The sequence below is a fragment of the Hominiventricola filiformis genome (assembly GCF_020686965.1).
Classification (GTDB): domain Bacteria; phylum Bacillota; class Clostridia; order Lachnospirales; family Lachnospiraceae; genus Hominiventricola; species Hominiventricola filiformis.
Window position 1 is genome coordinate 1 of sequence record NZ_JAJEPS010000029.1, and the last position, 20,600, is coordinate 20,600.

Genomic DNA, 20,600 nt, shown 5'->3' on the forward strand with positions numbered 1-20,600 from the left:
AAGAATTTTCGAAGATCTTTAAAGCACTATTTAATTATCAAGGTTCATTGTTTATCTCGTTGCCTCAGCAGCAACTCTGATATATTATCACATTCTCTTTCGTTTGTCAACAACTTTTTTATTTATTTTTCAAAGCTGTTTCTTTTTAAAAGAGAGCGGAGAAAGAGGGATTTGAACCCTCGCGCCGCTGTTAACGACCTACTCCCTTTCCAGGGGAGCCCCTTCAGCCACTTGGGTATTTCTCCAAAATGCCTGTCCATGACAGTTTTATTAAATTGTTGTTCTCTCGCACTCTCTCGTGTGAAACGGAGAGAGTGGGATTCGAACCCACGCGCCCTTGCGGACAAACGGTTTTCAAGACCGCCTCGTTATGACCACTTCGATATCTCTCCATGAGCGCTCTCCACAAGCGACTTTGTTATTCTAGCAGTATACGCTCATTTTGTCAACTATATTTTCCAATTTTTTTCGATTTTTTTTACTTTTCTTTTACAGATTTCAAAAAAGCCCGGATTTACAGTCTTTTTTGTAGAAATGCCTCTGCCACTTCCAAGTCATCTGGCGTAGTAAGCTTCATATTCTCATAGGAACCCTGTACCAGTTTTACCGGATGTTCACAGACATACTCCACCACCATGGCATCATCTGTGATCTGCACCCCCTGAGATAACAGCTCCTGCTCCCGCTCTATCACTTCCCTGTATGCGGACACAATCAGTTCCGCATCAAATACCTGGGGAGTCTGAATCTGCCATACCAGGCTTCTCTTCGGTGTAGATGCAATATATCCATTCTCATCTGCGATCTTGATGGTATCTTTCACAGGCATGCCAATGACGCAGGCACCGCTTGCAGAAGCCTCTTCATATGCACGGCCGATCATGGCTTCATCCACAAAAGGCCTTGCCCCGTCATGAATAAACACAATCCGGTTCTCCTTATCTCCCATGGCACACAGACCCTTCCAGACAGAATGATAGCGTTCTGCCCCGCCTGCTGTCACGGAACGCACTTTACAGAATCCGTATTTCTCCACGATCTCACTCTGGCAGTATTCCACCAGATCTGCTCCGGTCACCAGAATGATATCATTGATTACCGGAGAATTTTCAAATGCATACAACGCATACCAGAGTACCGGTTTTCCACCAAGATTCAGAAACTGCTTCTGTACTTTGGTTCCCATCCGTTTTCCCTGGCCTGCTGCCAGTATAATCGCTGTACATTTCTTCTTATCCATCTTCTAACGTTCTCCAAGCTTCAAGTTCGGCACTGCATTAAGGTCAAGCCCTGATCTGGTTCCTGCCATATACTCATAATATGCCGCTGCTCCGATCATAGCTGCATTATCCGTGCAGAGAATAGGTGCCGGATAATAAAGCGGAATTTCCTTCTTGTCACACGCTGCCTTCATGGCTGCACGCAGCGCTGAATTTGACGCCACGCCTCCTGCCAGTGCCAGCTTATTGATTCCATAGTCTTTGACTGCCTGCATGGCATGATCCACCAGAACGTCGCATACTGCTTTCTGGAAAGATGCCGCGATATCTGCCTCCACGATAGGTTCCCCCTTCATCTTACATCCGTTCAGATGATTGAGCACTGCAGATTTTACGCCACTGAAACTGAAGTCATAGGGCGCATCTTCCACTTTCGCCCGTGGAAAATGAATGGCGTCCGGATTACCTTCCTTCGCCAGCTTATCGATCTTCGGTCCGCCCGGATAGCCGAGTCCGATGGCACGGGCTACCTTGTCAAATGCCTCGCCTGCCGCATCGTCTCTCGTATGTCCGATAATCTCATATTTTCCATAATCATTGACTACCACCAGATGAGTATGTCCGCCAGATACGACCAGACAGATAAACGGAGGCTCCAGCTCCGGAGCCTGGATATAGTTTGCCGAAATATGTCCTTCAATATGATGCACACCAACCAGCGGGATACCGGACGCATAGCTGATGGCTTTTGCTTCTGCCACGCCAACCAGCAAAGCGCCTACCAGACCCGGACCGTAGGTCACACCGATAGCATCCATCTCCTCCAGTTTCATACCCGCTTCCGCAAGTGCTTCCCGAATCACATAGTTAATCTTCTCAATATGTTTCCGTGATGCAATCTCCGGCACTACGCCGCCATACAGCGTATGCAATGCGATCTGAGATGAGATCACGTTGGAAAGCACTTCTCTTCCGTTTTTCACAACTGCTGCCGCCGTCTCGTCACAGGAACTCTCTATAGCCAGAATATAGACATCCTTTTTCTCTTCCATTCCTATTTCTCCTCTTCAAAATCCAGTTCCACGGATTTTTTATCCTTTCCCGCCTTCGCCGCAGGGAATATCTTTCTCACATCATCCATATATTCTTCCGGGCGCGTCAATGACGGGCTGTAATGAGTCAGCCACATCTCTTTCACCTGGGCATTTTTTGCAAGCTTTGCGGCCTCGTAGAAGGTCATATGCTTATATTCTCTCGCCTTGGCATCCTTATCTTTCTCTCCATACATACCTTCACAGATAAAGAGATCTGAGTGCATGGCATTATCCACGATAGACTGAGTCGGGCGGGTGTCCGTGCAGTAGGTCAGCTTAATCCCTTTTCGTTGTGCACCCATGACCATCTCCGGCAGGTATGTCTTGCCCTGCAACTCGTCCACAATGGTCTCGCCCTTCTGCAGGCGGCTCCAGTACATTTTCGGAATATCCATTGCCATAGCTTTCTCCAGCTGGAATTTTCCTGCGCGGTCCAGTTCCAGTGTATAGCCATAACAGATCACATTATGGTTGACCTTAAATGCCTTCAGGCGGTAACCGTTCAATTCAAACACTTCCTCCGGCCCGTTGATCTCTTTATAAATAATCGGAAATGGAAGCTCCGGCGCAATGACACGTAAGGCATTGACCACACGCTCCAGTCCTTTCGGTCCGATCAGTGTCAGAGGCTCCTTCCGATCCGCATTTCCCATGGTCAGAAGAAGTCCCGGAAGCCCGCTGATATGATCTCCGTGATAGTGGGTAAAGCAGATCACATCGATCGGTTTGAAACTCCATCCTTTTTCTTTAATGGCAATCTGAGTTCCTTCTCCGCAGTCAATCAAAAGGCTGCTTCCATTATAACGCACCATCAACGAAGTAAGCCAACGGTACGGAAGCGGCATCATTCCTCCGCTTCCAAGCAGACATACATCTATCATATTCTCTCCTATAAAAGTTCCGTCTGTTCCTCCTTCTCTACAGGAATCCGGAAAGAACCGGCCATCCGGTCATAACAGGTTTCGCACAGATCAAAGTCATGAATCTCTCCATCCTTTTCAGAAAAGAATCCCCAGCGGGCCACCCCTCTGAACACACCTTCCTTTACGATCCCGTTTTCCACCTGCAGGCTTTTTCCGCACTGATTGCAGACGATTTTCTTTACTGTATCTTTATCATTTTCCATATACTCACGCATATGATGTTCCTCCTCTTCTCCGGTATGCCTTCATTATAAACAGGCTCTTATTTCCGGGAAATAGGAGATTACTGCCACATGACCATGGCATCTTCCTTCGGCGCGTCGTAGAACCCTTTTCGGATTCCCACCGAACGAAACCCCAGTTTTTCATAAACGTGGACAGCTGTCAGATTGCTCACGCGCACCTCCAGCGTAAATGTGGTCATGCCGCGCTTTCTTCCTTCTTCCAGAAGTGCCTCTGTCACCCGTGTCCCGCTTCCCTTCAGGCGATGTTGGGGGTGTACTGCAATATTCGTCACATCTCCTTCTTCCATCACTTGCAGAAGTCCGCCGTACGCTGTCACTTTTCCATCCGTCTCTTCTACCAGAAACAGGTATTCCGGCCGTACAAGACTTTCCTTCAGACTGTTCTCTGACCACGGAGTAGAAAAACAGAGCCGTTCAAGCTCCGCCACCTGCGGGATATCCCGCTCTTCCATCAGACGGATCATGCATGCACCTGATTCTGCGCTGCTTCCCTGGCTGCCTGTTCTTTTTCTGCACGTTCCCGCTCTGCCTGTGCCATACGAAGGTACTCCGGCTGATGCTCATCTGCCGTTTCTGTTCTGCCCTCCCGGATATACTGTAAGGCCAGTGTACCAACGGCTCCCGCACGCTGTTTGTTGACATGAGCCGGAGCAAATGCAAACTGATTTCCGGCTGCCGTCAGTTGCTCAAGCAGACCACTTTCCAGCTTCTGGCGGAATACCGGCACTCCGTCTCCGAGAAATACTACATTTCTTCCATATCGGCACAGCTTTTCTGCAATCACTTCAATATCTACCGCCATCTGAGGTTCCAGAACTTTCATATTCCCGCTCTCAAACGCATAGATTCCGGTATAGACCTGATTCCTTCTGGCATCCATGAGAGGGCAGATCAGCCCTTCTGTTCCATAAAGGTTATATGCCAGCGCATCTACTGTTGGAATGGCTACCAGAGGTTTTTCCAGTGCAAGACCCAGCCCTTTTGCTGTAGCCGAACCAATTCGAAGTCCGGTAAAAGAACCCGGTCCTGCTGCCACCGCAATGGCATCAATGGTTTTCAGATCCAGCTCCGTCATCTTCACAATCGCGTCCAGCATAGGCAGGAGTGTCTGTGAATGGGTCTTTTTATAATTCACTGTATACTCTGCCAGCAGATTGCTGTTGTATCCATCACCCTCCACGACAGCTACACTGGCTACCAGACCGGAACTGTCCAACGCCAGTACTTTCTTATATGTCTCTTCCATCATCTTTTAAGCCTCCAGTTCGTCGATTCCCTCCAGGGTAATCCTGCGGTAATCAAATCCTTTCTCCAGGTCTTTCTCTATGACAATTCTGCCCGTATGTTCCGGCAGAAGTTCCCTGATCAGATCTGCCCACTCGATCAGGCAGACGCCCTCTCCGTAGAAGTAGTCCTCGTAACCGATCTCATCCATCTCCTCGATATCACCGATCCGATATACGTCAAAATGGTAAAAAGGAAGCCGGCCGCCATCATAGACCTGCACAATGGTAAAGGTCGGACTATTTACCGGTTCCGTAATTCCAAGTCCCTTTGCCAGTCCCTGGGTGAATACAGTCTTGCCAACTCCCAGGTCACCCACCAGTGAGATTACCGTTCCCGGCTTTACCAGTTCTCCTATTTTCTGTCCCAGCGCAAATGTATCCTCTGGGCAAAAACTTTCTATCACCATACTCATCTGATTTCTCCTCAAATGTAAAATGTAACGGTTCATTTCGGCTGTATACGCAAAAAAATTGCGCTATAACCATACGTGGTATGATTGTAGCACAATTTTTTTTCAAACACAATGTTTCCTATCTGGTTCCTTTCAGAATGGGACTGATATGCTTGTAAAGAAGTACGGTAATCACAGATACCAGCACGCCCTTGATCAGGTTGAACGGCGCCACTGCCAGAAGTACAAAGGTCCAGATACCGTTGATAGCCGGATTAATAGCTGTACCCATCTGTACAAATGCATCAACAGGCATTCCAAATGCTTTTGCATAAGCCGGAAGAAGCACCAGCGCATTGATAAATACTGCTGCCACTGACATAATTACGGTACCTGCTACAAGTCCGATCATCGCGTGCTGACGATTTTTCTTCCTTTTATAAATCACAGAAGCCGGAACAACAAATGCACATCCCATTACAAAATTGGCAAATTCACCGACAAATGCGGTATTCGTTCCATTAATCACAAGGTTCAGCAGAATCTTTACCAGCTCTGTGAGAACACCTGCCACCGGTCCCAGCGCAAATGCACCAATCAAAATCGGCACCTCACTGAAATCCAGCTCATAAAATCCCGGTGCGATAAATGGCAGCGGAAATTCAAAAAGCATCAGGATGGTAGAAATGGCGGCCAGCATGCCCACACAGACAATGGTACGTGTGGTGGTGGTGGTCCTTACGGTTGGATTAGCGGTTGCTGCGGTTGTTGTCTTCATAATCTTTCTCCTTTTCTTCAAGAGATCCAGCCGGAGAAAACGGTTCCTGTAATATAAAGACCCCGGATATATCATATCCGGGGTCTTCACGCTTCTTTATATCGCATGGAATTTTCTTCTCTCATCCAGACTGTAACTGTCGGTACCGGAATCACACCGGTTCAGCCGCATTGCTGCGGGTCGCGGACTTCTTTTTCCAAAAGGAAATACACCGCCGGTGGGGAATTACGCCCCGCCCCGAAGAATCTCTTATTCTTTTTTACATCACGTAGTATAACTCTGTTTTTCTGTTTATGCAACAGAAAAATTATTTCTGCAGCTTCATAGACAGGGAAATCCGCTTCTTCTGCACATCCACCGCCAGCACCTTCACGTCGACTACATCACCGACTTTCACCACATCCAGCGGGTGTTTGATGAACTTCTCCGACATTTCTGACACGTGTACCAGGCCGTCCTGATGGACGCCGATATCCACGAAAGCCCCGAAGTCCATAATATTGCGGACAGTTCCTTTCAGCACCATGCCCGGTGTCAGATCCTTCATATCCAACACATCACTTCTCAGTACCGGACGGGGCATCTCGTCTCTCGGGTCACGGGCTGGTTTTTCCAGTTCCTGCACGATATCCTGAAGCGTCAGTTCACCAACGCTCAGTTCAGCCGCTGTCTCCTTCGGATGAAGCACCTTCTTTGAAATTCCCTTCAGTCCGCCTCCGGCAATATCCTTTGCGGAATATCCAAGGGAAGTCAAAAGCTTCGTTGCTGCCTCATAGCTCTCCGGATGGACACTGGTCGCATCCAGCGGATTATCTCCGTTCATGATACGCAGGAAACCGGCGCACTGTTCATATGCCTTTGGTCCCAGCTTTGGAACTTTCAGAAGCTGCCGTCTGTCGGCAAAGCGGCCGTTTGCCTCACGGTAAGCCACAATATTTTTCGCCAGCGTCTTCGTGATACCTGAAATATATTCCAGAAGAGGCGCTGATGCCGTATTCAAGTCTACACCGACTTTGTTGACAGAATCTTCCACCACGCCGCCCAACGCTTCGCTTAGCCGTTTCTGGTTCATGTCATGCTGATACTGTCCGACGCCGATGGCTTTCGGATCAATCTTCACCAGCTCTGCCAGCGGGTCCTGAAGACGTCTTGCGATAGACGCTGCGCTCCGCTGTCCCACATCAAAGTTCGGGAACTCTTCCGTCGCCAGCTTGCTGGCAGAATAGACGGATGCTCCGGATTCGCTGACAATGACATACTGCACTTTCTCCGGGATTTCCTTCAATAGTTCCACAATCACCTGTTCAGACTCTCTGGATGCGGTTCCATTTCCAAGAGAAATGAGCGTAATATGATATTTGCTGATCAGCTTTTTCAGCACTTCTTTTGCTTCTTTTACTTTGTTCTGCGGAGCTGTCGGGTAGATGACCACCGTATCCAGCACCTTGCCGGTCGGATCAACAACTGCCAGTTTGCAGCCAGTGCGGAATGCCGGATCCCAGCCAAGAACAGTCTGCCCTGCAATCGGCGGCTGCATCAGAAGCTGCTCCAGGTTTTTACCAAACACATGGATAGCCCCTTCTTCCGCATCCTCAGTCAGTGTATTTCTGATCTCACGCTCAATAGCCGGAGCAATGAGACGGCTGTAACTGTCCTTTACTACTGCTTCCAGAACCGGAGAGGTATAAGGATTTTCCTTACTGATCACGCGGCTTTCCAGATAACTTAAGATCTCTGCCTCCGGGGCTTCCACTTTCACTGTCAGCACTTTCTCGGATTCTCCTCTGTTCAGGGCCAGCGTCCGATGTCCTGCCATCTTGCTGATGGACTGACTGAAGTGATAATATGTCTCATAGACAGATTGCGCCTGATCATCTTTTGCTTCCGCATTGATCAGACCCTCTTTCATGGTCTTGTTCCGGATCCATGTACGGTAATCTGCCTCATCGGAAATACTCTCCGCGATAATATCCATGGCACCGGCAATGGCTTCCTGTTCGTCTGCCACTCCCTTTTCCTCTGATACATAAGCCTTCGCCTCTTCTTCCAGCGGCTGCTTCGTCATCTGCAGAAGAATCACATTCGCCAGGCCTTCCAATCCTTTTTCTTTCGCAATGATGGCTCTGGTACGGCGTTTCGGACGATACGGGCGGTAAAGATCATCCACCGCCACCTGCGTCTGGGCATTTTCGATGGCCGCGCGCAGCTCCTCCGTCAGTTTTCCCTGCTCATCAATACTGGAAATAACCTGCGCTTTCTTTTCTTCCAGATTTCGGAGATAGGTCAGCCGTTCATCAAGGTTACGAAGCTGCTCGTCATTGAGTGCACCAGTCGCCTCCTTACGGTAACGGGAAATGAACGGAATGGTATTTCCCTCATCAATCAATTTGACAGCTGCCTCTACCTGCCCCTTTTTTACTTGAAGTTCTTCTGTTATTTTCTGTATAATATCCATATTCTGTTATCCAAGTGCTCCCTTAATTGCATCCAGGAACTCGTCATAGGTCTCCAGAGCTCTCAGTTCCGGGTAATCTTTTTTAATCTGATCCGTGGTACGGAACAGGAATCCTGCCTTGCTGGCTTTGATCATTCCAAGATCATTAAAACTGTCTCCTGCAGCGATGGTCTCAAAGCCTGCGGACTGCAGTGCTTTGACCGTCGTCAGTTTTGAGTTTTCAATTCTCATTTTAAATCCGGTGATGGTTCCGTCTTCTGCCACCTCCAGTGAATTGCAGAACAACGTCGGCCATCCCAGCTTCTTCATCAGCGGTTTTGCAAACTGGGTAAAGGTATCACTGATGATGATAACCTGTGTAATAGAACGGAGTTCATCCAGAAACTCCTTTGCGCCAGGCAGCGGATTAATTTTCGCAATAGTCTCCTGAATCTCTTTCAGGCCAAGTCCATGTTCTTTCAGGATTCCGAGACGCCATTTCATAAGTTTGTCATAATCCGGCTCATCCCGGGTCGTTCTCTTCAGTTCAGGGATTCCGCTGGCCTCAGCAAACGCAATCCAGATTTCCGGAACAAGTACACCTTCCAGATCCAAACACACAATATCCATGATACTTTCCTCCTGTCTCAGACATTAACCTTCCATACGGATCATGCTGATGATATCAAGTCCTTTTGCTTTTTCTTCAAACTCCCCTTCGGACATTACCGGTGTCAGGAATCCGATCTCTCTCCTGATTCCTGCATCGATCATCTCCACATCGCCGAATACCTTTGCATCTTTTGCATCGGATTTCATACGGACGAAGAAACGGTGCGTCATCTTCTCCTTCGGAGCCAGGGTAAGCTTCTCCGGATTCCAGAAGATGGTAACAACTTTTCCGATATGTCTGGCGGCATCCACCATGTCACCTGCCACAGCACTTGCGGTCGGCAGCTTGCCTGCTCCGCTTCCATAGAACATGGATGCTCCGAGCATATTTCCTTCCACGCATACGGCATTGAATACGTCATTTACCATATAAAGCGGATTTTCTTTGCGGACCAGTGCCGGTGCTACCATAGCACAGTAGGTCTCTCCCATCTTCTTGCTGACTGCCAGCAGTTTGATGGCACAGCCCATCTTCTTTGCATATGCGAAATCTTCGGACGTCACCTTTGTAATGCCTTCGGTATAAATATCGTGGAAATCCACCTGATTGCCGCTGGCAAGAGAAGTCAGAATCGCAATCTTACGACATGCATCCCATCCTTCCACGTCTGCTTCCGGATGAAGCTCCGCATAGCCTTTTGCCTGTGCCTCTTTCAGTACATCGCCATAATTCAGTCCTTCTCTGGACATCTTGGTCAGCATATAGTTGGTAGTTCCGTTTAAAATACCGGAGATCTCCACGATCACATCTGCAGTCAGAGAAGAATTCAGCGGACGGATAATCGGTATACCGCCTCCTACGCTGGCCTCAAACAGATAGTTTACCTGATGGTCTTTTGCAATCCGGATGAGTTCCGCCCCATGCTCTGCCACCAGTTCCTTATTGGAGGTGCAGACACTTTTTCCTGCCTCCAGACAACGTTTGGTAAATTCATAGGCCGGATGCAGTCCGCCCATAACTTCTGCCACAATCTTTACTTCATCATCTTTGATAATATCTTCAAAATCATGTGTCAGGACATCCATGACCGGATCACCCGGAAATTCTCTCAAGTCCAGCACATACTGTACTTTCAGTTCCTGTCCTACTTTTTTGTTGATGCTTACCTGGTTTTTTTTGATAACTTCATATACACCTGATCCTACGGTGCCATATCCCATGATTGCTGCTTTTATCATTGGTATTCTACTCCCTGCCTAATATTTTCAGATAACGGATTCCCGACTGTTCCTCGATCTTCTCGATCATGGCGGATGCATCTCCCGCAGTAGGAAGCACTTCCACACTGAGCGTCAGGGATGCTACCCCATTGATCGGAATCGTCTGGTGAATAGTCAGGATATTCGCTCCAAATTCCGCGATTGTATTCAATACGGTGGATAAAAGTCCCGGTTCATCTTCCATCTGAAGAACAAACGTGACTGTCTTTCCTTTCGCTTCATCATGAAACGGAAAGATATCATCTTTGTATTTGTAAAATGAACTTCTGCTGATGCCGAGACGGTCAGTTGCTTCCTGTACCGTCATAGACGGATCGCTATCCAGCATCCGTTTAGCCTCTACCACTTTCAACAGCACCTCCGGCACTGCTTTCTGTTTCAGCACAAAGTATTTTCCTTTTTCTGTCATCATTTTTCCTCCGGACTCAGGTTGATCCATTTCAGATATGCATTGATAAACGGATCAATCTTGCCATCCATCACCGCATCCACATTGCTGACCTCCGCACCGGTACGATGATCTTTAACCAGTGTGTAGGGCTGCATAACATAAGAGCGGATCTGATTACCCCATGCAATATCGCTGACCTCTCCACGGATACCGGAGAGTTTTTCTGCCTGTTTCTGCTGCTCCAGAAGATACAGCTTTGCTTTCAGCATCTGCATGGCTTTGTCTTTATTCTGATGCTGTGAACGTTCATTCTGACACTGCACCACAATTCCGGTGGGCAGATGGGTAATACGGATTGCGGAGGATGTCTTATTGATATGCTGTCCGCCGGCACCGCTGGAACGGTACGTATCCACACGCAGGTCGTCCGGATTAATCTCGATATCAATCTCATCCTCAATATCCGGCATAACATCGCAGGATACAAATGAAGTCTGGCGTTTTCCCTGTGCATTAAACGGGGAAATACGTACGAGACGGTGAACGCCTTTCTCGGACTTCAGATAGCCGTAGGCATTCTCGCCGTTGACCTGGAATGTGACGGACTTGATGCCCGCCTCATCACCTTCCAGATAGTCGAGCACTTCCACGGTAAATCCTTTTCGTTCTGCCCAACGGGTATACATACGGTACAGCATGCCCGCCCAGTCACAGCTCTCGGTTCCGCCTGCTCCTGCGTTCAGTTTCAAAATGGCATTGCTTCTGTCATATTCTCCTGAGAGAAGCGTCTTAATCCGCATGGTCTCAAATTTTTCGACAAATTCATCCAGCTCGGACTGGATCTCCGGGATCAGAGAAGGATCATCCTCCTCATATCCCATTTCCAGCAGAGTCTCGATATCCTCGTACTGTCCCTGCAAATCTTCAAATTTCTGTTTTTCTTCTTTGAGTGTATTGAGTTCTCTCATGCCTGCCTGGGACTGTTCTACCTGATCCCAGTAGCCTGGAGCCTCCATCTCTCTTTCTAATTCTTCGATCCTGAGCGTCTTTGAAGCCAGGTCAAAGTGAATCCCTCAGTTCTGTCATGGGTTTTGCGTAGCTGCTCAGTGTATATTTAAACTGATCAAGTTCTACCATAACCACACCTTCTTTCTTTTTCTATTTCATTATAAAATCTTATTTTGCACGTCCGCAGCACTGTTTATACTTCTTGCCGCTGCCGCATGGGCACGGATCGTTCGGATATACTTTCTGCGCTGCTCTCTGTACCGGCTTCTTTCCAAGGGAATCATCCTTGTTGGTTCCGGTTACCTGAGCTACTTCCTCACGTTCTGCTTTCTCTTCAATCTTCACATGCATGAGCAGACGAACGGTATCTTCCTGAATGCTTGCAGTCATTGCCTCGAACATCTCATAACCGTTCATCTTGTACTCTACCAGCGGATCTCTCTGGCCATATGCCTGCAGGCCGATACCCTGACGCAGCTGTTCCATATCGTCGATATGGTTCATCCACTTCCGGTCAATGACTTTCAGCAGAAATACACGCTCCAGCTCACGGATCATCTCCGGATTCGGGAACTCTGCCTCTTTTGCCTCATAGAGCTTCGTGCCTTCCTGTTTGAGCGCATGCTTCAGTTCTTCACGGTTCTTTACATCCAGACGCTCAGCGGTGATCGGCTCAAATGGAATGACCGGAAGCAGAGTCTCGTTAAGACCTGACAGATCCCACTCTTCCGGCTCCTGATCGTCACCGATAAAGGTATCTACTGCATTTTCTACTACATCTGCAATCATCTTGTAGATGGAGTCTCTCATGCTCTCACCATCCAGCACGCGGCGGCGCTCTGCATAAATAATCTCTCTCTGCTCATTCATCACCTGGTCATATTCCAGAAGGTTTTTACGAATACCGAAGTTGTTGTTCTCGATCTTCATCTGTGCCTTCTCGATAGCACTGGTCAGCATCTTATGTTCAATCTGCTCATTTTCCGGAACACCCAGTGCGTTGAATGCACTCATGAGACGCTCGGAACCGAACAGTCTCATCAGATCGTCTTCCAGAGAGATATAGAAGCGGGACTCACCCGGATCCCCCTGTCGTCCGGAACGTCCACGCAGCTGGTTGTCAATACGTCTGGACTCATGACGCTCTGTACCGATGATCTTCAGACCACCTGCTGCCTTTGCCTCATCATCCAGTTTAATATCAGTACCACGGCCCGCCATATTAGTTGCAATGGTAACAGCTCCGTGCTGTCCCGCCAGAGCAACGATCTCAGCTTCACGCTCATGGAACTTCGCATTCAGCACCTCATGCTTGATGCCGCGCTTCTGAAGCATTCTGCTCAGCTCCTCGGAAGTCTCGATCGTAATGGTACCTACCAGTACCGGCTGTCCGGTAGCATGTGCCTTCTCGATCTCATCACAGACTGCATGGAATTTTTCTTTTTTTGTCTTGTATACCGCATCCTGAAGATCTTTACGGATTACCGGACGGTTGGTCGGGATCTCCACAACATCCATACCGTAGATGGCGCGGAACTCTTTCTCCTCCGTCTGTGCGGTACCGGTCATACCGGATTTCTTATCATATTTATTAAAGAAGTTCTGGAACGTAATATTTGCAAGGGTCTTGCTCTCACGTTTTACCTTTACATGTTCCTTCGCCTCAATGGCCTGATGAAGTCCGTCGGAATAACGGCGGCCTGGCATGATACGTCCGGTAAATTCATCAACGATAAAGATCTGATCATCTTTTACCACATAATCCTGGTCGCGGAACATGAGGTTGTTGGCACGCAGCGCCAGCTCCATATTGTGCTGGATCTCCAGGTTTTCCGGATCGGCCAGATTCTCAATCTTGAAGAACTGCTCTACTTTCTTGATACCATCAGCGGTCAGATGCACGATCTTATCTTTCTCGTTGACGATGAAATCTCCGGTCTCCTCGATCTCCTCACCCATGATGGCATCCATCTTTGAAAATTCCTTGCTTGCCTCTCCTCTTGTCAGCGTATGTGCCACATAATCGCACAGCTCATAGAGTTTGGTAGACTTTCCACTCTGTCCGGAAATAATCAGTGGTGTTCTTGCCTCATCAATCAGGATAGAGTCGATCTCATCGATGATGGCATAATGCAGATCTCTCTGTACCAGCTGCTCTTTATAGATTACCATATTGTCACGCAGATAGTCGAAACCAAGCTCGTTATTGGTGACATAGGTAATGTCGCAGTTATATGCGGCGCGGCGCTCTTCTTTTGTGGAAGCGTTCAGTACCACACCTACGGTCAGTCCCAGAAATTCATGGACTTTACCCATCCAGCCGGCATCACGGCTTGCCAGGTAATCATTAACCGTTACGACATGGACGCCCTTGCCGTCCAGCGCATTTAAGTATGCCGGAAGAGTAGAGACAAGGGTCTTACCTTCACCGGTCTTCATCTCTGCGATACGTCCCTGATGAAGGATCATACCTCCGATCAGCTGTACGCGATAGTGCTCCATTCCAAGCACACGTTTTGCAGCCTCTCTGACAGTGGCAAATGCCTCCGGAAGAAGATCATCCAGTGTCTCCCCTTCTGCCAGTCTCTGCTTGTATTCTTTTGTTTTGTTCCTCAGCTGCTCATCACTTAAAGCCTGCATGGTCGGACGCAGAGCCTCAATCTTGTCGATGGTGGGCATGATCAGTTTCAGCTCACGCTCACTGTGAGTTCCAAATAGTTTGTCAATAATATTCATACAGTTCTCCTATTCACATGTCCGTACTCGTCGGACATTCTACTTACACAAAGGACATTATAGCATAGCTTTGTAAATATTCAAAGTAAATAATTGTGAACGATATAACCAAAAGGACCGGCAGGAGAATTCCTGCCGGTCCTGTAAATTCAAATTTATCTGTCCGGTTCCATAATGCCGTAGGTACCGCCTTTCCGCTTGTACACAACGCTGATGTCATCAGTCTCTGCATTGACAAAGGCAAAGAAATTATGTCCCAGAAGTTCCATCTGCACACATGCATCTTCCGGATACATGGGCTTGATATCAAATTTCTTAGAACGGATAATCTTAACTTCCTGATCGTCGACTTCCTTCTCCAGGAACTCTTTCTGGAAGTTTCCTCCACCCTGCTGTCTTGCCACAAGTTTGTTTTTGTACTTGCGCAGCTGGCGCTCGATAACTTCTTCTACCAGATCAATGGATACGTACATGTCCGTGCTGGACTGCTCCGAACGAATAATATTGCCTTTTACCGGGATAGTAACCTCGATCTTCTGGCGTTCTTTCTCAACGCTTAAGGTTACATAGACTTCGGTATCAGGAGTAAAATACCGTTCCAGCTTTCCCAGCTTTTCCGTCACTGCAGAACGAAGGCCCTCAGTAATGTCCAGATTTTTGCCGCTAATGATATAACGCATAAAATCACTCCTTTACTTTTTGATGTTGTCTGTATTATACCATTTTTCGCCCTGTTGTGCAATGAATTTCACAGTCTCTTCATAATTCATGGGGCCGCCGAACAGGTCCAGTGCACTGCCGATGGTCACGTTCAGACGGTTCCTTCCGAGCGTCTTCAATTCCCGCAGATCCTCAAAACCTCCGATGCCTCCCGCATAAGTAACAGGAATGCCGTTCCAGGCTCCCAGCATCTCTGCCAGCGGCTTTTCGATACCCCTCGCCTTTCCTTCCACATCTACCGCATGGATCAGGAATTCCGAGCAGCATCCTGCCAGTTCATCAAGCACCTCCGGTGTGAGTACCACATTCGTGAACTTCTGCCACCGGTCGGTTACAATGTAATACTGATCTCCTTTTCTGCGGCAGCTCAAATCCAGTACCAGATGTTCCGTTCCCACTGTGCGAACCATTCGGTTCAGATGCTCCCGGTCCATCTGACCGTCTCTGAATACATAGGATGTCACAATCACATGGCTGGCCCCCGCCTCCAGGTATTCTTCTGCATTTTCCGGATGAATACCACCGCCAATCTGCAGCCCGCCCGGATAAGCTCTCAATGCGCCAAATGCCTGCTGTCTGGTCGCCTCATAATATTCGCTGCCCTCTTTGTTGAGCAGAATCACATGACCGCCCCGGATTCCCTGTTTCCGGTAAAGTTCCGCATAAAATGCCGCATCCTGCTCAGACACAAAGTTCTCACTGGCCTGATTTCCCTCGTCTTTCAAACTGCCTCCAACAATCTGCTTCACACAGCCGTTATGTATATCAATGCACGGACGGAATTCCATTTTCTTATACCTCATCTTTTTCGTAAGTCCGGGCAGCATTCTGACCGCCCGGATTTCATTATAACTGGAAATTCTGTTTTTCTCAATTGCTATTCTACTGCATTGTTATCCACATTGCCGGTACCATCCGTACCGTTTTCTCCACCATCTACCACATCATCTACTCCATCCATCAACGTATCACCAGTTTCTGTTACGCCGTTTACCACATCATCCACCACATCATTGGCATCTCTTCCGATCTCCTCCAGAAGTCCATCTCCATCCACATCCGTATGATCATAAATGCCATCACCATCCGTATCGAAGAGAATCTCATCAAAGGGCCTTCCATCCAGGCCTGTATTTCCACTGTTATTTTCCACTCCGGCTTCATTGCCAGTACCTGCGTTCTCATCTGCTGCCGTTCCGTTATTTCTGCCGCAAGCAGCCACGGACACCATTAACAGCAGAAGGAGCATACTGGCAGCGCTTTTTTTCCACTTTTTCATAAAAGTCTCTCCTTTTCTTTTTTCTGTTGTTAATATGGACGGTTCTTCCGTTTTTATACTCTATATACAAAAAAATCCGGCAGAAATGAATTTTCATTTCTGCCGGAGCACGATCTTTCATTTATGCCTGCGCGTCAATCACGTCGCTCATATGGTAATAACCTGCCGGTTTTCCTGCCAGGAATTTGGCTGCCTGAATAGCGCCCTTTCCAAAAATTGCACGGGAATATGCGGTATGGCTGAAGGTGATCACTTCGTCTGTTCCTGCAAAAATCACATCATGGTCCCCGACGATGGTGCCGCCACGGACTGCAGAAATACCGATCTCCTTCTTCTCTCTCTTGTGATGATCCTGACTGCGGTCATATTTGTAAGCATATTCGCTGTTCAGCACACCGTCGTTAATAGCGTCTGCAAGTGCCAGCGCAGTACCGCTCGGAGCGTCGAGCTTTCTATTGTGATGTTTTTCCACGATCTCAATATCAAATCCTGCCGGTACAAGAATCTTCGCAGCATCCTGCAGAAGTTTCATAAGCATATTAATTCCAAGGGACATATTAGCGGATTTCAGCACTGCCACCTGTTTGCTTGCAGCTTCTACCGATGCCAACTGCTCCTCAGAAAGGCCTGTAGAACAGAGTACAACCGGAAGTTTCTTCTCCACACAGTAGTTAATCAGACCGTCGGCCGCTTTTGCAGATGTGAAATCAATGATCACATCCGCATCCACTGTACAGGCATGCAGATTCGGGAACACCGGATATCCGTTATCACGGCAGTCCACCGGATCAATCCCCGCTACAATCTCAATCTCCGGATCGTCTTTGATCAGACCAGTGATCACCTGTCCCATATGGCCATTACAGCCATGCATAATTGCCTTTACCATTAGTTCTCTCCTTTTGCCTTTACACCGAATGCATCCATAGCTGCTTTCAGTTCTTTCTGATGCTCTTCTTCCATCTCAGACAGCGGCATACGAAGAGGACCTACTTCCCATCCAAGCATGTTCATTGCTGCTTTTACCGGAATCGGATTTACCTCGCAGAACAGTTTCTCGATCAGCGGAAGTGCACGCAGCTGAAGTTCACGGCTTCCTTTTACATCTCCGTCCATGAATTTTGCCACGATATCGTGAGTCTCTTTCGGTGCAATATTGGAAAGTACGGAGATAACACCTTTTCCGCCAAGTGAAAGAAGCGGTACGACCTGGTCATCATTTCCGGAATAAATATCAAAGGACTCACCACAGAGTTCCGCGATCTTGGCAATCTGGGAAATATTTCCACTTGCCTCTTTCACACCTACGATATTTTCAACATTCTTTGCCAGATATGCCATGGTCTCCGGTGCAATATTCACGCCGGTACGGCTCTGGATATTGTACAGGATTACCGGAATTTTGATGGAATTCGCAATCTTTGTAAAATGTGCAATCAGACCCTTCTGAGTCGCTTTATTGTAGTACGGAGTTACCAGGAGAACGCCGTCCACACCGTATTTTTCTGCTTCCTGAGAAAGATAGATAGCGGTCTCTGTACAATTAGAACCGGTACCTGCGATAACCGGGATTCTTCCGGCAACCTTCTCTGCCGTAAACCGAATTGCTTCCAGATGCTCCTCATGGCTCAGGGTAGATGACTCACCGGTCGTTCCACAGATAATGATGGCGTCCGTACCATTCGCAATCTGGTACTCCAGAATCTCCTCCAGTTTCGGATAATTCACTGCTCCTGTCTCTGTCATCGGAGTAATAATCGCAACTCCTGCACCTGTAAAAATAGACATGTTTTTTTCCCCTCCTGATCATTTGTTATAAAATATGTAATCTACGACGAATCTAATCCATCTGATAGATGAAAAAAGAGGCGTACCCGTGCACGCCTCTCCAGAATACATTCAAAAAATCTCTTCTGCCCGGATAGCGCTTCATCGGAAAACGATGACAGTCATGAAATTCTTCATTCCATGCCCAAGAACCGGCTTCTACAGGGCTTCCGGCCTTTCGGCGCTCTTCCCTTTCCGACGCTTTCTCCTGTGCCTGCACACATCCAACGACCTACTCTTGATTCGCGCGACCTCTATCTCTTACCTAGTGAGTTCAATATAGCATTTATCTATTTCTTTGTCAACACACCGAATTGTTTTATTCTGACTCTTTCAGCACGCTGATCTCATAGACTTCATCCGCCCATTCCAGCATCTCCGGATACAGTCGGATCCCGGTAAATATCAGATCGGTATTTTCCGCTGCTTCCAGCAGTGAATGGAGTTCTTCCAGTGTGGCAATTTCCCGTTCTGGGAGCCCCAGAACCTCGTCCAGAATCAGGACATCACACTCTCCGGTTGCAAGTACTTTTCTGGCAAAGTTCAGGCCGTTTTTCAGATTTGGAATCTCTTCTTCCTTCTCCTGCTCTGTCAGATTCTCAAATGCTTCTTCTCTCTTCTGAAAACGAAAAAGCTTGATCTCCGGCTCCAGCCGTTTGATGAAGCTGATCTCCTCCTCCTGCTTACCTTTCAGGAACTGTACAATGAATACGGAGCGGCCCTTGCTGGCTTCCCTGATTGCCTGACCGATTGCTGCTGTCGTCTTGCCTTTTCCATTTCCGCAATAGATCTGTAACTTTCCTTCTTTCATAATGCCCTCACATTTCTGATATAAGAACTAAACTGCCTGTTTTTATTTTACACCAGTCACTGAGTAATTGCAACCAGATAGAAAAATCCTGCAGTGTCTCCTGCAGGATTTCTCTTACGTATAAAACAGTCCTGATACCGCCACATCATATTCTGGAAGTCCATCCGGACTCCAGAGCAGTTCGATTCCAAGAAGATCACGGACCATTCTTGCAAAATCAAAGCCGAAGGCGGTTATAGAATATCGTCTGAGCTTCGGATACCTGCAGGATTCGCCGTCCTGTCTTGCACAGTGGCTGCACAAGATACAGCGTCCTGCTCCAATACAGATTCCTCCTGGAAATTCTTTTTCCAGCTCCAGAAGTGTCAGCAAAAGATTCCGTTTTACTTTTTCATAGGTCTGATTCCGGATCTCCTGTGCTTTCGCCGCAGACACCGCCAGTGTTCTCGTCTCCTCCGGGTATTTTACCTTCACTGCGATTAGAAATCCTTCCCGGAATGGCTTCAGATAATCATCCGCCTCCGGCACCCCCGGTGGACAGGACCATACTTTTCCATAGTCCGGGCAGAGCTTGCAGGCTTCCCGTACCGGATCCGGATTCCAGTATTCCGACAACAGCCGGCTTACGGAAACTCTGCTCACCTGTACTTCGATATCATATTTTACAGATGCCATGACAAGCTCACCTTCTTTCCCTCCTGATGTCACAACTGCCGGAGGAATCTCTTCCCCCGGCAGCCAGTATCTTCTGTGCATTTTTTATGCCAGATCTGCCCAGTTTGCCGGATATACAAAATATGCATACCTGGTCTTATCCGGAGTCTGGAAGTGGATATGGCTGTTCTTCGGGATGTAGATGATCTGTCCCGGTCCTGCCGTTACCACGCGTCCGTCAATCTCGATCTCCAGAGTACCTTCCAGTACGAGATCATATTCATCATAGGTCAGTGTCCACTCAAAGCTGGTGTGGTCAAGCTCCATGATTCCACAGCCCATTCTCGGTGCTTCCTCAAGGGTTACCACGTCTTTCAGTGCCACACCGTCCTGCTCAAAACGCTCGCATTTGACAGTTTCTGTAGCAATCTTGATAATACCACTTGGGTCTTTTTCTTTTACAAAATCCTCTCCGCTCTCCTGCTGTTTGGCTTCCGCCAGAACTTTCTGCACGATCTCGCGGATCAGTTCTTCACTTACGTTCATACGGTGTCCATCCTTTCATTTTCATGAAGCGGAATTTTACTGCTCAGTTTCCTCTTCTGCTTTTGCTTTTGCAACAGAAGCTTCTACTTTAGAAAGAAGCATCGGAGCCAGTGCATTGGCAAGAATCAGGGCAGTGATACCTGCAACCAGCTTACCAACGATAACCGGGAAAATCATATCGGAGTTTACACCAGCGGTAAATCCAAGATGATCGCCGAATACGAATGCTGCGGATACTGCAAATGCAACGTTTAAGAGTTTGCCCTTCGGGTTCATCTTATCCATAATATTGAACATTGCAATATTGTTAGCCAGAGTCGCTACCAGTCCTGCAGAACCATTCTCGTCCATACCCAGTTTTTC

General features: G+C 47.9%; 23 protein-coding genes, 2 tRNA genes and 2 riboswitches. All 25 genes read right to left on the reverse strand.

Annotation, left to right across the window (positions count from 1 at the left end; all coding sequences use genetic code 11):
* Positions 1-156: 156 nt before the first annotated feature.
* Positions 157-245: transfer RNA gene (locus tag LKD36_RS16370), tRNA-Ser, on the reverse strand.
* A 61-nt stretch (positions 246-306) separates the two neighbouring features.
* A tRNA-Ser gene (locus LKD36_RS16375) sits at positions 307-392 on the reverse strand.
* Positions 393-514: 122 nt separating this feature from the next.
* Positions 515-1,240 carry a 2-C-methyl-D-erythritol 4-phosphate cytidylyltransferase gene (gene ispD / locus LKD36_RS16380; protein WP_308460291.1) on the reverse strand — a complete coding sequence of 242 codons (726 nt, stop codon included), beginning with the start codon at positions 1,238-1,240 and terminating at the stop codon, positions 515-517.
* 3 nt (positions 1,241-1,243) lie between these two features.
* Positions 1,244-2,272 carry a tRNA (adenosine(37)-N6)-threonylcarbamoyltransferase complex transferase subunit TsaD gene (gene tsaD, locus LKD36_RS16385; protein ID WP_308460292.1) on the reverse strand — a complete coding sequence of 343 codons (1,029 nt, stop codon included), beginning with the start codon at positions 2,270-2,272 and terminating at the stop codon, positions 1,244-1,246.
* Between the two features lie 2 nt (positions 2,273-2,274).
* The gene (locus LKD36_RS16390; RefSeq protein WP_308460293.1) at positions 2,275-3,195 is read right to left on the reverse strand and encodes a ribonuclease Z; all 921 of its coding nucleotides are present in this window, start codon (positions 3,193-3,195) and stop codon (positions 2,275-2,277) included.
* A gap of 8 nt (positions 3,196-3,203) precedes the next feature.
* Positions 3,204-3,452, reverse strand: a complete 249-nt coding sequence (locus tag LKD36_RS16395) for a hypothetical protein (RefSeq protein ID WP_308460294.1) — start codon at positions 3,450-3,452, stop codon at positions 3,204-3,206.
* 68 nt (positions 3,453-3,520) lie between these two features.
* Positions 3,521-3,946 carry a ribosomal protein S18-alanine N-acetyltransferase gene (gene rimI, locus LKD36_RS16400; protein WP_118771715.1) on the reverse strand — a complete coding sequence of 142 codons (426 nt, stop codon included), beginning with the start codon at positions 3,944-3,946 and terminating at the stop codon, positions 3,521-3,523.
* Complete coding sequence (tsaB, locus tag LKD36_RS16405) at positions 3,943-4,731, reverse strand: tRNA (adenosine(37)-N6)-threonylcarbamoyltransferase complex dimerization subunit type 1 TsaB (protein ID WP_308460295.1); 789 nt, start codon at positions 4,729-4,731, stop codon at positions 3,943-3,945. Before tsaB ends, rimI begins: the two co-directional genes overlap by 4 nt.
* 3 nt (positions 4,732-4,734) lie before the next feature.
* Positions 4,735-5,175 carry a tRNA (adenosine(37)-N6)-threonylcarbamoyltransferase complex ATPase subunit type 1 TsaE gene (gene tsaE / locus LKD36_RS16410; RefSeq protein WP_118771721.1) on the reverse strand — a complete coding sequence of 147 codons (441 nt, stop codon included), beginning with the start codon at positions 5,173-5,175 and terminating at the stop codon, positions 4,735-4,737.
* Positions 5,176-5,299: 124 nt separating this feature from the next.
* Positions 5,300-5,938 carry an ECF transporter S component gene (locus LKD36_RS16415; RefSeq protein WP_308460296.1) on the reverse strand — a complete coding sequence of 213 codons (639 nt, stop codon included), beginning with the start codon at positions 5,936-5,938 and terminating at the stop codon, positions 5,300-5,302.
* 109 nt (positions 5,939-6,047) lie between these two features.
* A riboswitch (FMN riboswitch) is annotated at positions 6,048-6,187 on the reverse strand.
* Between the two features lie 58 nt (positions 6,188-6,245).
* The gene (locus LKD36_RS16420) at positions 6,246-8,393 is read right to left on the reverse strand and encodes a Tex family protein (protein ID WP_308460297.1); all 2,148 of its coding nucleotides are present in this window, start codon (positions 8,391-8,393) and stop codon (positions 6,246-6,248) included.
* A 6-nt stretch (positions 8,394-8,399) separates the two neighbouring features.
* Complete coding sequence (gene thrH, locus LKD36_RS16425) at positions 8,400-9,002, reverse strand: bifunctional phosphoserine phosphatase/homoserine phosphotransferase ThrH (protein WP_308460298.1); 603 nt, start codon at positions 9,000-9,002, stop codon at positions 8,400-8,402.
* Between the two features lie 24 nt (positions 9,003-9,026).
* Positions 9,027-10,223 carry a homoserine dehydrogenase gene (locus LKD36_RS16430; protein WP_308460299.1) on the reverse strand — a complete coding sequence of 399 codons (1,197 nt, stop codon included), beginning with the start codon at positions 10,221-10,223 and terminating at the stop codon, positions 9,027-9,029.
* A gap of 7 nt (positions 10,224-10,230) precedes the next feature.
* On the reverse strand, positions 10,231-10,674 hold the full coding sequence (locus LKD36_RS16435) for an ACT domain-containing protein (RefSeq protein WP_118771709.1): 444 nt from the start codon (positions 10,672-10,674) through the stop codon (positions 10,231-10,233).
* A protein-coding gene (gene prfB / locus LKD36_RS16440; protein WP_118771708.1) for a peptide chain release factor 2 occupies positions 10,674-11,793 on the reverse strand; the annotation gives its coding sequence in 2 pieces (ribosomal slippage) (positions 10,674-11,717 and positions 11,719-11,793; 1,119 coding nt in all). The genes LKD36_RS16435 and prfB overlap by 1 nt, the downstream gene beginning before the upstream one ends.
* Positions 11,794-11,832: 39 nt before the next feature.
* Positions 11,833-14,400, reverse strand: coding sequence for a preprotein translocase subunit SecA (gene secA, locus LKD36_RS16445; RefSeq protein WP_118771707.1), 2,568 nt, complete (start codon positions 14,398-14,400; stop codon positions 11,833-11,835).
* A gap of 155 nt (positions 14,401-14,555) precedes the next feature.
* Positions 14,556-15,080: a ribosome hibernation-promoting factor, HPF/YfiA family gene (hpf, locus tag LKD36_RS16450; protein WP_308460300.1), complete on the reverse strand. Its 525-nt coding sequence runs from the start codon at positions 15,078-15,080 to the stop codon at positions 14,556-14,558.
* A gap of 12 nt (positions 15,081-15,092) precedes the next feature.
* On the reverse strand, positions 15,093-15,908 hold the full coding sequence (hisA, locus tag LKD36_RS16455) for a phosphoribosylformimino-5-aminoimidazole carboxamide ribotide isomerase (RefSeq protein WP_308460301.1): 816 nt from the start codon (positions 15,906-15,908) through the stop codon (positions 15,093-15,095).
* Between the two features lie 89 nt (positions 15,909-15,997).
* Positions 15,998-16,399 (reverse strand): hypothetical protein, encoded by a 402-nt coding sequence (locus LKD36_RS16460; protein ID WP_118771704.1) that lies wholly within the window; start codon positions 16,397-16,399, stop codon positions 15,998-16,000.
* 121 nt (positions 16,400-16,520) lie between these two features.
* Positions 16,521-17,288 (reverse strand): 4-hydroxy-tetrahydrodipicolinate reductase, encoded by a 768-nt coding sequence (gene dapB / locus LKD36_RS16465; protein WP_118771703.1) that lies wholly within the window; start codon positions 17,286-17,288, stop codon positions 16,521-16,523.
* Complete coding sequence (gene dapA / locus LKD36_RS16470; RefSeq protein ID WP_308460302.1) at positions 17,288-18,187, reverse strand: 4-hydroxy-tetrahydrodipicolinate synthase; 900 nt, start codon at positions 18,185-18,187, stop codon at positions 17,288-17,290. Before dapA ends, dapB begins: the two co-directional genes overlap by 1 nt.
* 126 nt (positions 18,188-18,313) lie before the next feature.
* Positions 18,314-18,491, reverse strand: a riboswitch (Lysine riboswitch).
* A gap of 54 nt (positions 18,492-18,545) precedes the next feature.
* Positions 18,546-19,037, reverse strand: a complete 492-nt coding sequence (locus LKD36_RS16475) for a cob(I)yrinic acid a,c-diamide adenosyltransferase (RefSeq protein ID WP_118771700.1) — start codon at positions 19,035-19,037, stop codon at positions 18,546-18,548.
* 114 nt (positions 19,038-19,151) lie between these two features.
* Positions 19,152-19,793 (reverse strand): DUF2284 domain-containing protein, encoded by a 642-nt coding sequence (locus tag LKD36_RS16480; RefSeq protein ID WP_308460303.1) that lies wholly within the window; start codon positions 19,791-19,793, stop codon positions 19,152-19,154.
* 3 nt (positions 19,794-19,796) lie between these two features.
* The gene (locus LKD36_RS16485; RefSeq protein WP_308460304.1) at positions 19,797-20,237 is read right to left on the reverse strand and encodes a cupin domain-containing protein; all 441 of its coding nucleotides are present in this window, start codon (positions 20,235-20,237) and stop codon (positions 19,797-19,799) included.
* A 36-nt stretch (positions 20,238-20,273) separates the two neighbouring features.
* Positions 20,274-20,600 (reverse strand): ethanolamine utilization protein EutH (gene eutH / locus LKD36_RS16490; RefSeq protein WP_308460305.1); only part of this gene is annotated, 327 nt, incomplete at its 5' end.

Bases quoted from the DNA above. Each gene is read 5' to 3' on its own strand.
- ispD (WP_308460291.1), bottom strand. From the start codon at position 1,240: ATGGATAAGAAGAAATGTACAGCGATTATACTGGCAGCAGGCCAGGGA.
- tsaD (WP_308460292.1), bottom strand. From the start codon at position 2,272: ATGGAAGAGAAAAAGGATGTCTATATTCTGGCTATAGAGAGTTCCTGT.
- LKD36_RS16390 (WP_308460293.1), bottom strand. From the start codon at position 3,195: ATGATAGATGTATGTCTGCTTGGAAGCGGAGGAATGATGCCGCTTCCG.
- LKD36_RS16395 (WP_308460294.1), bottom strand. From the start codon at position 3,452: ATGCGTGAGTATATGGAAAATGATAAAGATACAGTAAAGAAAATCGTC.
- rimI (WP_118771715.1), bottom strand. From the start codon at position 3,946: ATGATCCGTCTGATGGAAGAGCGGGATATCCCGCAGGTGGCGGAGCTT.
- tsaB (WP_308460295.1), bottom strand. From the start codon at position 4,731: ATGATGGAAGAGACATATAAGAAAGTACTGGCGTTGGACAGTTCCGGT.
- tsaE (WP_118771721.1), bottom strand. From the start codon at position 5,175: ATGGTGATAGAAAGTTTTTGCCCAGAGGATACATTTGCGCTGGGACAG.
- LKD36_RS16415 (WP_308460296.1), bottom strand. From the start codon at position 5,938: ATGAAGACAACAACCGCAGCAACCGCTAATCCAACCGTAAGGACCACC.
- LKD36_RS16420 (WP_308460297.1), bottom strand. From the start codon at position 8,393: ATGGATATTATACAGAAAATAACAGAAGAACTTCAAGTAAAAAAGGGG.
- thrH (WP_308460298.1), bottom strand. From the start codon at position 9,002: ATGGATATTGTGTGTTTGGATCTGGAAGGTGTACTTGTTCCGGAAATC.
- LKD36_RS16430 (WP_308460299.1), bottom strand. From the start codon at position 10,223: ATGATAAAAGCAGCAATCATGGGATATGGCACCGTAGGATCAGGTGTA.
- LKD36_RS16435 (WP_118771709.1), bottom strand. From the start codon at position 10,674: ATGACAGAAAAAGGAAAATACTTTGTGCTGAAACAGAAAGCAGTGCCG.
- secA (WP_118771707.1), bottom strand. From the start codon at position 14,400: ATGAATATTATTGACAAACTATTTGGAACTCACAGTGAGCGTGAGCTG.
- hpf (WP_308460300.1), bottom strand. From the start codon at position 15,080: ATGCGTTATATCATTAGCGGCAAAAATCTGGACATTACTGAGGGCCTT.
- hisA (WP_308460301.1), bottom strand. From the start codon at position 15,908: ATGGAATTCCGTCCGTGCATTGATATACATAACGGCTGTGTGAAGCAG.
- LKD36_RS16460 (WP_118771704.1), bottom strand. From the start codon at position 16,399: ATGAAAAAGTGGAAAAAAAGCGCTGCCAGTATGCTCCTTCTGCTGTTA.
- dapB (WP_118771703.1), bottom strand. From the start codon at position 17,288: ATGGTAAAGGCAATTATGCATGGCTGTAATGGCCATATGGGACAGGTG.
- dapA (WP_308460302.1), bottom strand. From the start codon at position 18,187: ATGTCTATTTTTACAGGTGCAGGAGTTGCGATTATTACTCCGATGACA.
- LKD36_RS16475 (WP_118771700.1), bottom strand. From the start codon at position 19,037: ATGAAAGAAGGAAAGTTACAGATCTATTGCGGAAATGGAAAAGGCAAG.
- LKD36_RS16480 (WP_308460303.1), bottom strand. From the start codon at position 19,793: ATGCACAGAAGATACTGGCTGCCGGGGGAAGAGATTCCTCCGGCAGTT.
- LKD36_RS16485 (WP_308460304.1), bottom strand. From the start codon at position 20,237: ATGAACGTAAGTGAAGAACTGATCCGCGAGATCGTGCAGAAAGTTCTG.